The sequence below is a fragment of the Pedobacter glucosidilyticus DSM 23534 genome, from assembly GCF_000425145.1.
GTDB lineage: Bacteria > Bacteroidota > Bacteroidia > Sphingobacteriales > Sphingobacteriaceae > Pseudopedobacter > Pseudopedobacter glucosidilyticus.
Map to the genome: position 1 here is coordinate 1 of NZ_AULF01000029.1, position 13,959 is coordinate 13,959.

The following is a 13,959-nucleotide window of genomic DNA, read 5'->3' on the forward strand; positions in this document are numbered from 1 at the left end:
AGAGTTAAGGCTTTTCAATAACTGGTAAAAATTTCATAAACAAAAAAACCGATACATACATATCGGTTTAAATCATTTTAATGAAGATAATCTGTAATATTATAATATCCAGCTAAATTTATATTCTAGATTTGGGGTTTTTATTCTGTCTGCTATTCTGATTAGTCTATCAGGTAGTCTCATTAAGTATTCTCTGGCTTTTTCGCCGGCTTCATTTAAATCCTTAACTTCTTCTATCTTCCAATCAACAATAAGTTCTTTTAAGATGTCTACATAATCAACAGCTGTATAAACGCCTAATCTTTGTGCTGCATCTGTGAAGTGACCAAAAGTTTGCCCCATTTTTAAGCCTATTTCTCTTAAAAAATGAGCCGGCATAACAATTTTCTTTTTCATCATATCTTCAAAGGCAATCATCACTTCGCTGGCATCTACTTCAAAAGCTTTACTGATAAATGCTTTGTATGCTTTGGCGTGTCTGGCTTCGTCTGATGCAATAACACCACACATTTTAGAAAGTAATTTATCGCCAACTTGTTTAGCTAAACTTGCAACTCTTCTGTGCGAAACATTGGTTGCCATTTCTTGAAAAGAGGTATAAATGAAGTTTCTGTAAGGGTCATGACCAGTGCCTATATCAAAACCATCTTGAATAAGGTATTGGGTTGAGGCTTCCATCATCCTCATGTTTACCCTGCCGGATAGGTACAGATATTTGTTTAGTAAATCGCCATGTCTGTTTTCTTCTGCTGTCCAAGCTCTTACCCATCTCATCCATCCTCCTTGTTCATTTCTAGAAACATCATCAACCATGGTTAACCATGATTCATAAGTTGGTAAAGCTTCTTCGGTAATGGTATCGCCAATTAAAACAGCTAATAAATCGTAAGAAAGTTCTTTGGTGTTGCGTTGTAGTTCTTTTACTTCGTCAAAAAAAGTTTCTTTGCTAGAGTCTGGTAAAAAGTCTGCTGGTTGCCACATCTCTTCCACAGGCTTTAAATATTCAGACATTTCATTTAACATGAAAGGTTCTAAATACGTCATTACTTCTTTTCTTGATCCAACGGGTAATTCTAACATAAAAATTATTGATATTATATTCAAATATAAGCATATAGCATTATAATATGTAATATCTTTTACTTATTAAGGTAATGACTTGATTACACGAGCAATTAAAGGGTATAAAAAAAGGCTACTTTTGGTAGCCTTTCTGTGTGTTATGATCAAGGAAACATTAAGCTCCCATATTTTTTCTAATGATGTTTAATGCACCTCCGGCTTTAAACCATTCTATTTGCTGCTCATTATAAGTATGGTTTACTTCAAATGTATCTGAAGAACCATCTGTATGATGAAGAACAATCTGAAGTGATTTACCAGGAGCAAAATCATTTAAGCCGATGATATCAATTAAATCGTCTTCTTGAACTTTATCATAATCAGCAGGGTTAGCAAATGTTAAGGCTAACATACCTTGTTTTTTCAGATTGGTTTCATGTATTCGGGCAAAAGATTTTACCAGTATTGCTCTTACCCCTAGGTGACGAGGCTCCATAGCTGCGTGTTCTCTTGAAGACCCTTCACCATAGTTTTCATCACCAACTACTACAGAACCAATACCTGCGGCTTTGTAAGCTCTCTGTGTTGCAGGAACCGGACCATATTCGCCCGTTAATTGATTTTTAACGGTATCAGCTTTATCATTAAAATAATTGATAGCACCAATAAGCATGTTGTTAGAAATATTATCTAAATGGCCACGGAATTTTAACCAAGGACCAGCCATAGAAATATGATCTGTTGTACATTTTCCTTTAGCTTTGATAAGAAGTTTTAAACCTTTAAGGTCTGTGCCTTCCCACGCTTTAAATGGATCTAATAATTGTAATCTTGAAGATTTTGGATCTACCAAAACATCAACTTTACTGCCATCTTCTGCCGGAGCTTGGTAACCTGCATCTTCAACAGCAAATCCCTTAGCTGGTAATTCCCAACCTTTAGGCTCGTCAAGTTTAACTTGCTCACCTTTCTCGTTTGTTAAAGTATCTGTTAATGGGTTAAAAGTTAAGTCGCCAGCAATTGCCAATGCAGTAACCATTTCTGGAGAGGCAACAAAAGCATGAGTATTTGGATTGCCATCAGCTCTTTTTGCGAAGTTACGGTTGAAAGAAGTGATGATAGAGTTTTTTTCTTGTTTTTCTGCACCATGACGAGCCCACTGACCAATACAAGGACCACAAGCGTTTGCCAAAACAACTCCACCCATTTGACCAAATGTATCTAAGAAACCATCACGGTCTACGGTGTATCTTACTTGTTCTGAACCTGGAGTGATGGTATATTCTGATTTAGCAATCAAATTCTTGTCTATAGCTTGTTGTGCAAGAGAGGCTGCTCTTGAAATATCTTCGTAAGAAGAGTTTGTACAAGAGCCAATTAAACCAACATCTAATTTTGCAGGCCATCCGTTTTCTTTAACGGCCGCTGCAAATTTAGAAATTGGCCAAGCCAAATCTGGTGTAAAAGGACCATTGATGTGTGGTTCTAATTCTGATAAGTTGATTTCAATTACTTGATCAAAGTATTGCTCAGGATTATTGTAAACTTCGTCATCACCGGTTAAATGTTCTTTTACGGCATTTGCTAAATCAGCAATATCAGCTCTGGCTGTATTTCTTAAGTAGGCTTCTGATTTTTCATCATAACCAAATATGGAAGTTGTTGCACCAATTTCTGCACCCATGTTACAGATGGTACCTTTACCTGTTGCAGATAGTGAACGAGCACCTTCTCCAAAATATTCTACGATATAGCCTGTACCACCTTTTACAGTTAAAATTCCTGCTACTTTAAGAATAACGTCTTTAGCAGAAGTCCAACCAGAAAGTTTTCCAGTTAATTTAATACCTATTAATTTAGGGAATTTAAGCTCCCAAGCTAAACCAGCCATTACATCACAAGCATCAGCACCACCAACGCCAATAGCAATCATCCCTAAACCGCCGGCATTAGGTGTATGAGAATCTGTACCAATCATCATACCGCCAGGGAAAGCATAGTTTTCTAAAACTACTTGGTGAATAATACCCGCACCTGGTTTCCAAAATCCTAAACCATATTTGTTAGAAACAGAAGAAAGGAAATCGTAAACTTCTTTATTTTGAATATTTGCAGTTGCTAAATCTTTATCAGCGCCAACTTCTGCTTGTATTAAGTGGTCACAATGAACAGTAGAAGGTACGGCAACTTGTGGCCTGCCAGCTTGCATAAATTGCAATAATGCCATTTGTGCGGTAGCATCTTGCATAGCTACACGGTCTGGTGCAAAATCAACGTAATCTGCACCTCTTTTGAAAGCTGTACTAGCGTTTCCGTCCCAAAGGTGTGCGTAAAGTATTTTCTCTGTTAAAGTTAAAGGTTTTCCTACAACTTTACGAGCAGCATCAACTTTGCTTCCGTAGTTGCTATAAACCTTTTTGATCATGTCTAAATCAAATGCCATGGTATTGAATTGATTATAAGTTTAATATACGTTTCTATGTTGGGCGGCTAATTTACAAAAAAAAGCACTTTAGAATGCCATTTATGTGTACTTTTATTATTTATATAGAGTCTAAATAGGATGTGTTGCCAGATATTATAGTAGATTTTCTGAAAAACTCTAAAAATAATTATTGATATGGAGAGAATTTAGTGGATTGAACGGAATTCATATCCTTGAGCTTGCCAATGTGCTAAAGCTTTTGGAAGTGTGTATTTAAGCCTATCAAATGCTTTTAAACTATCATGAAAAACTACTACAGAACCATTTTCTGTATGCTTTAAAACATTTTTAAGGCATTTTTCTGGAGATAGTTGTGCATCAAAATCTCCACTCAAAACATCCCACATGATGATTTTTAAGTTTTGTTCAATTTTTAACTGGTTTATTAATGTGATTTGCGATTTTTTAATTCTTCCGTAAGGAGGTCTAAAAATATTTGTTTGAGTTAATTCTTGACATTTTGAAATATTGTTGATGTAGGTATTGTTGTCTGATTTCCAGCCGTTAAGATGGTTGTAAGTATGGTTTCCTATGGCATGTCCTTCAGTTTTAAGTTGTTCAAAAATTTGAGGATGTTTGTTGATATTTTCTCCAATACAAAAGAAAGTAGCTTTGGCATTAAACTTTTTTAAGATTTCCAACACAAATGGTGTAACAATAGGTATGGGTCCGTCGTCAAAAGTCAAATAAATAATTTTTTCAGCTCTGGAATTGTTCCAAACTAAGTTTTTAGGATAGAACTTTTTTAATAGCCAGGGTGTTTTAACCAAATACATTGCTTAAGATTGCTTTATTAATAAGAAGCAAAGATGAAATATAAATATGAAATATATTAAAATGAAGTTTTTACTTAAGAATTTTAGTGCTTTTGCCTTTTTTCTGATTCTTTCATTAATAGTAAAAGCGCAAGATTCTCTAAGAATTGATCTTAATGAGGCAATTAGGTTAACTTTACAAAACAATCTACAGGTGAAGCAGGCGCAATTTCAGACGGATATTACTTCTGAGAACCTTAAACAATCGAGATATGAAATTTTGCCTAATATTAGAGGGGCTGCTTCTGCTAATAGGCGTTTCGGATTATTCTTTGATCAAATTACTGGTCGTCTTGTTAATGATGCTGATGGTTTAAATGGAAATTTAAATTCATCCGTCACTCTTTTTCAAGGTGGGCAATTAAGAAACCAAATTCTACAAAATAAAGTAACACTACTGGCAGATAAGACCAATATTGAGAAAGTTAGAAATGACCTTACACTTTCAGTAGTTACATCTTATTTACAGGTTCTCACTAATAGGGATTTAATAACGGCAAGTGAGCAACAAGTGGCATTATCAAATGCTCAACTTAATGTTGAACAAAAGAATTTTGATGTTGGTAATAAAACATTAGCAGATTTATCTCAAGTTAAAGCCCAATTGGCAACTAATGAGTTGAATTTGACAAATGCTAAAAATGCTTATGACCTCTCAATTTTAGAGTTAAAGCAATTGATGGAGTTAAATCCTCAGCAAGAAATTACAGTGCAAACCCCTAATTTATCTCTTCAATATACACATGTTTATCGTGAAGGAAATGAGGTTTACAAGAAAGCAGTTGAAAATTATCCAGACATAAAACTTGCTCAATATAACTCAGAGGCTTTTAAAACAGCTATAAAAGTCGCAAAAGGAGGGTTTTATCCTTCTCTATCTTTTGGTGGCGGATTAGGGACATCTTATTCTAATATTTCACCTTTTTCATTTAAAAGTCAATTAGAAAATAACGTGAGTAAATTCATTGGTGTTGATTTAAGTATTCCTATTTTTAATAATTATCGTTCCAGATCTAGTGTTAACATCGCCAAAATAAGATATCAAGACGCTTTAGTAACAGAGCAACTTGCTAAAAACAATTTAAATAAAATCATCAATCAGGCGGTTTTAGATTTACGTTCAGCAGAAAAGAGATATGTTTCTACGCAATCCAGCTTAACTTCATCAAAAGACGCATTTGAAGTTATTAAGAAAAGGTATGATGTTGGCTTGGCTAATGCTATAGAGTTAAATACTTCTCAAACCAATTATAACAAAGCCCAGTTTGATTTTATACAAGCAAAATACGATTTGCTTTTTAGAGCAAAAGTTATCGACTTTTATTTGGGTAATCCTATCAATTTATAAATCAATACAAAATGAATAAGAAATTAAGAAATATATTAATTGTATTAGGTGTAATTGCTATTGCACTTGTTGTGAGTAAGAAAATGGGCTGGATAGGTAAGCCTAAAGCTATACAAGTGGCTGTAACCAAAGCAGAAGTTAAAGATGTTATTGAAACAGTTTCTGCAAGTGGTAAAATACAACCTGAAATTGAAGTAAAACTGAGTCCTGAGGTGTCTGGAGAGATTGTAGAGCTTCATGTTAAAGAGGGTGATATGGTTAAAAAAGGACAGCTTTTATGTAAAATAAAGCCAGATATTTTAGCTTCTGGATATGAGCGAACAGTTGCTTCATACAATGCACAAAAAGCAACAGTTGCCAGTGCACAACAGCAAATTGTACAAGCACAGGCTAATTTCAAAAATATTGAGGCCAGATATAAAAGAAACCAGACACTTTATAAAGAAAAAGTAATATCTGCGGCAGAGTTTGATGCTGTACAAGCAGAATATTTAACAGCTAAATCAAACTTAGAAACAGCTAAGCAAAATTTGATAGGAGCTAAGTTTGGCTTAGAACAATCTGGCGCTGTTGTAAAAGAAGCTAGTGATAACTTGGCTCGTACCAATATTTATGCTCCGGTAGATGGGGTTGTTTCTAAACTCTCTGTAGAAAGAGGAGAGCGTGTTGTAGGGACTGCACAAATGACTGGTACCGAGATGATGACCATAGCCAACCTAAATAGTATGGAAGTTAATGTGGATGTAAATGAGAATGACATCAACAGGTTAAGCTTAGGCGATACCGCAATTATAGAAGTAGATGCTTTTTTGGATAAAAAATTTAAAGGTATTGTAACAGAAATTGCAAGTTCTGCAAATGTGGTTGGAGAAACAGCAGATCAGGTAACTAATTTTAAAGTGAAGATTAGAATTCTGAAAATATCTTATCAAAATTTAGGACAACAAAATGCTGATGTATCACCTTTTAAACCTGGTTTATCTGCAACAGTTGATATACAAACAGAAAAAACAAGAGGTTTGGTTATTCCTATTCAAAGTGTAACTATTAGGCAAGAAGAAAATAAAGACGAGAAGAAGGATGGACCAAGTAATAACGACGAGAAAAATGGAAAAAGCAAAGAAAAGCCTAAAGAATATGTTTTTGTTGCAGAGAATGGGTTGGCTAAACAAGTAGCTGTTAAAACAGGTATTCAGGATGATCAAAACATCATTATTTTATCGGGTTTAAAAGCTGGTCAGCAAGTCATTAGTGCGCCTTACTCTGCCATATCTAAAACTTTAAAAGATAAAATAGAGATTGAAATTGTAGATAAATCAAAGCTTTTTAATACTGAAAAGAAATAGTGATTAGGTTAACTTAGATCACGCAATCGTTTGATTTTCGAGGAAAATCTGTAATTTGTCCCGTTCTGCTCAAGAGCGGGACATTTTTATTTAAAAACTATTTATTCAGCCATGCAGGATAAGTTAAACAGGATAGCCGTTATAGGAGGTGGTAGTTGGGCAACAGCAATAGTGAAGATGCTGAGCGACAATTTGTTGGAAAAAGATATCTATTGGTGGATGAGAAGTAAGGATGCTGCTGAGCATATTCGTAAATATAAACACAATCCCAACTATTTATCATCCGTAGAAATTAAGGTAGATTCAAATCATATTTATACAGATATAAGAAAGGCCGTAAAAAACGCACAAATTTTATTGTTAAATGTACCTGCGGCATTTTTGAAAGATGCTTTTGCTGATTTAACTCCGAAAGATTTAAAAGGGAAAAAGATTATTTCGGCAATTAAAGGCATCGTTCCTGATGAAAATCAAATTATAGCCGAGTTTATTCATCACCAATATCAAGTACCGTTTGAAGATATTGTAGTAATTAGTGGGCCATGCCATGCCGAAGAAGTAGCGTTAGAAAAACTTTCTTATTTAACCATAGCCTCGCCAGATTTACAGCTAGCAGAAACATTTGCCTCAATGATTAGTAATAGATACATCAAAACAAATATTTCTGATGATATTTATGGAACTGAGTATGCTGCTGTTTTAAAAAATATTTATGCAGTTGCCAGTGGTATTTGCCACGGGGTTGGTTATGGAGATAATTTTCAAGCGGTATTAATTTCTAACGCCATCAGAGAAATGGAGAGATTTGTTGCTGCTATTCACCCGATTAATAGAGACATTAAAGAATCTGCATATTTAGGTGATTTATTGGTAACTGCTTACTCTCAGTTTAGTAGGAACAGAACTTTTGGTAATATGGTAGGGAAGGGATATACTGTAAAATCTGCACAGCTAGAGATGAATATGATTGCAGAGGGTTATTATGCAGTTAACTCTATTCATCAAATTAATAAAACCTATAAAGTGAATATGCCTATTGCTAGGGCTGTTTATGCCATTCTTTATGAAAAGCATTCGCCACATATAGAAATGAAATTATTAACAGAGGTTTTGACTTGAAGGATTTAAATAGAAAGTAAAAAGATCTGAAATTGGCTTTTTACGCTATTTTATCTGTGGAATGCCACAAATTATTTTTTTAGAAAGTTATTTGCCAAATCTTTTGCGGTTTTAGCCGATTATCTTAGTTTTGCGATACAAAAAATTGACCATGAGTGTACTTGTAAATAAAAATTCGAAAGTTATTGTTCAAGGTTTTACCGGAAATGAGGGTACTTACCATGCTACCCAGATGATTGAGTACGGAACTAACGTTGTTGGCGGTGTAACACCAGGAAAAGGCGGACAAACCCATTTAGACAGACCTGTATTTAATACGGTTAAAGAAGCAGTTGAGAAGGCTGGTGCAGATGTATCTATCATTTTTGTACCTCCTGCATTTGCAGCAGACGCTATTATGGAAGCTGCTGAGGCTGGAATTAAAGTTATCGTTTGTATTACTGAAGGTATCCCAACCAAGGATATGATTCAGGTAAAAGAATATATAGCAGATAAAGATTGCCGTTTGATTGGACCTAACTGTCCAGGTATTATCACTGCTGATGAAGCTAAAATTGGTATTATGCCAGGTTTTATCTTCAAAAAAGGTAATGTTGGTGTAGTTTCTAAATCAGGTACTTTAACTTATGAGGCAGTAGACCAAGTAGTAAAAGCAGGTTTAGGTATTACTACGGCTATTGGTATAGGTGGAGACCCTATCATTGGTACCCCAACTAAAGATGCTGTAGAGTTGTTAATGAATGATCCGGATACGCATGGTATCATCATGATTGGTGAAATTGGTGGTGGTATGGAAGCAGAAGCTGCCCGTTGGATTAAAGAACACGGAACAAAACCAGTAGTTGGTTTTATAGCTGGTCAAACAGCGCCCCCAGGACGTAGAATGGGCCATGCTGGTGCTATTGTTGGTGGTGCAGAAGATACTGCTGCTGCTAAAATGAAAATCATGAGTGAGTGCGGTATCAGAGTAGTGGAGTCTCCTGCTGGTATTGGTGCTGCAATGGCAGAAGAATTAGCAAAACTTGCATAAACAATAATAATCTAAAATAAACTTTAAAGGCTGGAATCTCAATCCGGCCTTTTTTTATGGACTTATTGGGATATAAATATTTACCAATGTGCCACTTCCAAAACGGCTGTCATACTCTAAATTTCCTTTTAATGCATGTACTCTGTTTTGTATATTTTTTAATCCTATGCCAGAAGTCTGATTCACTTCCTTCACATTAAAACCAATTCCATTATCTTCTATGGTTAGGCTGATGCCCTGCGTATCTTTAAAAATCTGTATACTAAGCTTTGAAGCTTTGGCATGTTTAACTACATTATTAACCGCTTCTTGTATGATTCTGTAAATAGCAGTTTCTATATTTTCATCAAGCTTTTCATCTAAACCTTCTGTTTCAAGACTTATTTTAAGTTTTTGCTCGTCAATTTTATTGATAAATTCTCTTACAGCAGTAGTTAATCCAGATTTTATTAAAGCATTAGGCACCATTTGGTGCGAAATAGAGCGCATTTCATCATAGCTTTCATTAAGTAAGGAGAGTGTTTTTTCTGCAAATAAACTTTGTTGTTTGTCTTGCAAATTTATTTTTGAAACCAAACTATGTAAATTCATTAATGCGGCAGAGAGTGTTTGGCCAACGCCATCATGTAAATCACTAGCAATACGTCTTCTTTCTCTTTCTTCTGCTAATAAAATTTCTTTAACCATTAGCTCTTGTTGTTTGTTAGCATCTTCTTTTAATCTCATTTGTTGTTTTATTTTCTGCCGATTGAAAAGAAGGTAAGCTGTTAAAATACCTAGTGCTATTACAATAATTGCAAACAGGAGATAGCTGTTTTTTTGTTTTAGTTGTAGCTGATTAATTTGTGCCTGCTGGTTAAGGTCTGCAATTTTAAGTTCTTTTTTTTCTGTTTCGTATTTAGTCTTAAGCTCTTCTATAATTTTTGTTTTATCAGAGTTGAGTATAGCGTCTTGCATTTGATTTGATACAAGAAGCTTTTGGTAAGCTTGCTTAAAATTTTGATCAGAGGCATCAATTTTAGAGAGCTGTTGGTTGGTTTCTTTAAGTATTTCTGTTTCCTGAATAACTGAGGCTAAGTTCATTGCTTTTTTAAACCAACTTATAGCTGCTGTAGTATCTTTTAAAAGCTTGTAGGATAATCCAATATTGTAATAGCTATGGCTTAAGTATTTTTTGTCGTTTGCCCGTTCAAAAGAGGTTTTACTTTTTTGATGAAAATCAAGAGCAAGCCTATGCTTGTTGATACTATTGTAAAGGCTTCCTATATTTTGGTAGGTCATGCCAAGGTTACTTTCAGAACCCTTTTTTATTTCATAAGCTAGAACCTTTTTATAGTAAAATATGGCAGAGTCTGGTCGTTTAAGCTTTTCATAAGCAGAGCCAATATTATTGAAGCTGCTGGCAATCTCATTTTCGTCTTTTGCTTTTTGTACCAGATGGTTGTAATTAAAAAAATACTTCAATGCTGTTCTATAATCGCCCTGTATGTAGGTAGCTATTCCTAATAAATTTAAAACCCGGCCTTCACCATTGGGGTCATTAACTTTCCTGAAATATTTTAAGGCTTCTAAACCATATTGTATGCTTAAAGGATACTCGTTTTTATGATTATAAGAAGTTGCAATATTGAGGTTTGCTTTACCAATTTCCAAATCATCTTTTAAGGTGGTAAAAATCTCTAAGGCATCCTGATAATACTGAATAGCTTGGTTAAAGTTACTTTTTGCATGCGCATATATACCTTTAAACTTTAGCGCATTTGCCTTCCCTTTGGCATAACCTGCTTTATCAGACCATTGGTAGGCTTGTTCTGCATAAACAATCATACTATCGGGCATGAGTAGTTTTTTTCTGGCCTGCTCATTTAAAAGGTCTATTTTTTTTCTAAGCTCTACTTCATCCGTTTCTTGTGCATTTATAGGTATTAAATAAATACATAAACTTAATACAATAGTTAAAAAAAGTTTTACATAAGCGTTTATCATATAGATACAATCTGGATTTTAAACCGGTAAAAAGAAAGTGATGAGTGTGCCTTTATGTGGCCTGCTATCTAGTTCTATGGTGCCTTTCATGGCATATATCCTGTTCTGCATATTTTTTAAACCAAAACCTAGATGCTGTATTTGTTTATCAAAGCCAACGCCGTTATCTTCTATAGATACGGTTAAACCTTCCTCATCCTGTAAAATTTGTATGGTTAATGCAGTAGCTTTGGCATGTTTGATAACATTATTTGTTGCTTCTTGTATAACTCTGTAAATAACAGTTTCTATGTTTTCCTCTAATTTATGGTTTAAGCCAATAATTTCTAAACTTATTTTTAGTGCCTGATGATCTATTTTATTGATAAATTCTCTGATAGCAGACGCCAAGCCAGACTTTAAAAGCGCATTAGGCATCATTTGATGAGAAATGGACCTCATTTCCTCATAACTTTCATTTAGAAGTGCGATAGATTTTTCTGATAACAATATCAGTTGTGGGTCTTGTAAGTTTGTTTTGGCTATCAAGCTGTTAAAATTTAGCAATGAGGCTGATAGTAGCTGGCCTACTCCATCATGCAAATCAGAAGCAATACGTCTTCTTTCTCTTTCTTCTGCTTTAAAAATCTCTTTTGTAGTAATTTCATGTTGTTTGTTTATTTCTTGCTGAAGCCTCACTTGATTTTTAATTTTTTGTCTGTTAAGTAGTAAAAAAGCAGATAAAACACAAAAACCAATAAAGATAACTGCTGCATAGAGGTAGATATTGGTTTGCTTTATTTCAAGTTTTTGTATGGCAGATTGTTGATTTAATTCGGTAATTCTACGTTCTTTTTTTTCTGTTTCAAATAACACATTAAACTGATTGAGCTCTTTTTGTTTTTCTATTTTAAACAAAGAGTCTTTTAGCGTACTGTAACCAATGTAATTTTCTAAGGCTAGTTTATGCGCTCCTTTAAGCTCGTAAATATCAGAAAGTAATTTTCTAGCATCCATCATTTCTGGAATAGAGGCGCAATCTGTGGCATGTTTAAGTGCATTTTTTGCAAAAGCAAGCGATGAATCTTGGTTAACTGGCATGTAATTTCTAGCTAAGTGAATAAAGGTAAAGGCCAGCTCTTTCTTGTTGTTAAATGCAGTATGGCCTTGTATCGCCTTTTTTAAAAATGATACCGATAGTTTAAAATTCCCCATTTTTCCATAAGCTAAACCTATATTTGCCCTTACTACGGGTAAAAATTTATCTACTTTTAAGTCAATAAACTTTTTTTCTGCAAGTTTTGAATAATATAAACACTTCTGATAGTTGTTTAAATAGAAATATACCGAGCCTAAATTGGCTTCGCTTGCTCCCATTTCAAAAGTTTTACCTAATTCTTTATAAATCTCATAAGCTTCTAAATAGTACTTTAAAACCTTTTTATATTCTTTTTGCGCTTTAAATAAAATTCCCAGATTTAAATTAATCATGGCAACATCTTCTTTACTATTATTTTTTTTATAAATCTCATAAGCTTGTTTATAATAAAAAACTGCTTTTGGGAAATCTCCTTTCTGATCATAAATACCCGCTAAATTGTTATAACTATTAGCTATGCCTATAACATCATGTATTCTTTTTTTAATAGCTAGAGATTTTAAATTGAGTTCCAAAGATTTATCGAAATTACTTTGCGCCTCATATACCACAGCTAAATTGTGGTAGGCAATTGCCAGTACGGGTAGATTATTATTTTTTTGTGCTAAAGAAATTGCTTTCGCTCCATACAACCTTGCACTGTCCGGATAATGGTACCTATACTCCCAACAAATTTTAGCCATTACATCCTCGGTATTTTCTTGCTTACTTTTAAGTAAATGTTTAAGACTATCAATTTTAGTATAGGCTAATACCTGCATGTTGGATAGGCCTACAAAATATATACATAAGATAAGCCGAAAGGCTTTAAAGTTGATGAGTTTAGGTTTACTTTTGATAATCACGGACTTTTTTAGGATTAGCGATAAAGATAAGTTGATTTTAGCTCTGCATTTCTTAATTTAAAGATAATATCTTAGCGCAAATATTTTACTCATGAATATATTATTAGTTGATGATCATATTATCTTAAGCGAGGGTGTAGAGTATCTTATTAAAGAGCATTTGCAACCACAAAGTATTCATAAGGTAACTTCTGGCGTTTTTGCATTGGCTACACTAAAGTCTACCGCTATAGATTTAATGGTTACCGATTATAGTATGCCAGACATGAGTGGGTTAAATTTAGTGAAACAAGTAAAACAATTATTTCCTGATTTAAAGGTGATTGTTTTAACTATGCATGATGAAGCCCAAATGGTACAAGAGATGGTTGCAGCAGGCGTAGATGCCTATCTTCTAAAAAAATATACACATCATGAACTCTTACAAGCCATAACCATTGTAATTAATGGCGGGCATTTTTGGAGTAAAGAAATCAGCCAGTTATTGGTAAAAGGTTATACACAAACCCCAGAAGAGGCAGAGCTTACAGATCGAGAACTGGAAGTTTTGAAATTACTTTGTGAAGAATTAACCAGTAAAGAAATTGCTGAAAAGCTATTTATTGGCGAGCGTACGGTAGAAACTCATAGAAAAAATCTACTAAGAAAAACAAAATCTACATCCACAGTGGGCTTAATTAAATATGCCTTCTCAAAAAAAATCATATAAACTACGTAAAGTTACGGATGCAAAATCAGTAATTCAACGGAAAACACAATGCGCCAACATGGTTTAGCTTTACTAA

General features: G+C 34.1%; 10 protein-coding genes. 5 read left to right on the forward strand and 5 right to left on the reverse strand.

Annotated elements, in window-relative coordinates:
* Positions 1-99: 99 nt before the first annotated feature.
* The 3 genes from H510_RS0109775 to H510_RS0109785 all read right to left on the reverse strand — a co-directional run bounded on the left by H510_RS0109775 (position 100) and on the right by H510_RS0109785 (position 4,323).
* Positions 100-1,080, reverse strand: coding sequence for an acyl-ACP desaturase (locus H510_RS0109775; protein ID WP_026904160.1), 981 nt, complete (start codon positions 1,078-1,080; stop codon positions 100-102).
* A 157-nt stretch (positions 1,081-1,237) separates the two neighbouring features.
* Positions 1,238-3,505 carry an aconitate hydratase gene (locus tag H510_RS0109780; RefSeq protein ID WP_026904161.1) on the reverse strand — a complete coding sequence of 756 codons (2,268 nt, stop codon included), beginning with the start codon at positions 3,503-3,505 and terminating at the stop codon, positions 1,238-1,240.
* Positions 3,506-3,693: 188 nt separating this feature from the next.
* Entirely contained in the window at positions 3,694-4,323 is a 630-nt protein-coding gene (locus H510_RS0109785; RefSeq protein WP_026904162.1) for a polysaccharide deacetylase family protein, read from the reverse strand.
* 46 nt (positions 4,324-4,369) lie between these two features.
* Here H510_RS0109785 and H510_RS0109790 point away from each other — a divergent pair, with 46 nt between their 5' ends.
* The 4 genes from H510_RS0109790 to sucD all read left to right on the forward strand — a co-directional run bounded on the left by H510_RS0109790 (position 4,370) and on the right by sucD (position 9,205).
* On the forward strand, positions 4,370-5,710 hold the full coding sequence (locus tag H510_RS0109790) for a TolC family protein (protein WP_026904163.1): 1,341 nt from the start codon (positions 4,370-4,372) through the stop codon (positions 5,708-5,710).
* 11 nt (positions 5,711-5,721) lie between these two features.
* Positions 5,722-7,056 (forward strand): efflux RND transporter periplasmic adaptor subunit, encoded by a 1,335-nt coding sequence (locus H510_RS0109795; RefSeq protein ID WP_026904164.1) that lies wholly within the window; start codon positions 5,722-5,724, stop codon positions 7,054-7,056.
* 111 nt (positions 7,057-7,167) lie between these two features.
* On the forward strand, positions 7,168-8,175 hold the full coding sequence (locus H510_RS0109800) for an NAD(P)H-dependent glycerol-3-phosphate dehydrogenase (protein ID WP_026904165.1): 1,008 nt from the start codon (positions 7,168-7,170) through the stop codon (positions 8,173-8,175).
* A gap of 151 nt (positions 8,176-8,326) precedes the next feature.
* On the forward strand, positions 8,327-9,205 hold the full coding sequence (gene sucD / locus H510_RS0109805) for a succinate--CoA ligase subunit alpha (protein ID WP_026904166.1): 879 nt from the start codon (positions 8,327-8,329) through the stop codon (positions 9,203-9,205).
* 54 nt (positions 9,206-9,259) lie between these two features.
* Here sucD and H510_RS0109810 read toward each other — a convergent pair whose 3' ends face one another.
* Both H510_RS0109810 and H510_RS0109815 read right to left on the reverse strand, forming a co-directional pair.
* A complete protein-coding gene (locus H510_RS0109810) occupies positions 9,260-11,191 on the reverse strand; it encodes an ATP-binding protein (protein WP_026904167.1) in 1,932 nt (643 codons plus the stop codon).
* An 18-nt stretch (positions 11,192-11,209) separates the two neighbouring features.
* Entirely contained in the window at positions 11,210-13,090 is a 1,881-nt protein-coding gene (locus H510_RS0109815; protein ID WP_026904168.1) for a tetratricopeptide repeat-containing sensor histidine kinase, read from the reverse strand.
* A 175-nt stretch (positions 13,091-13,265) separates the two neighbouring features.
* Here H510_RS0109815 and H510_RS18620 point away from each other — a divergent pair, with 175 nt between their 5' ends.
* Positions 13,266-13,883: a response regulator gene (locus tag H510_RS18620; protein ID WP_036692505.1), complete on the forward strand. Its 618-nt coding sequence runs from the start codon at positions 13,266-13,268 to the stop codon at positions 13,881-13,883.
* Positions 13,884-13,959 lie beyond the last annotated feature (76 nt).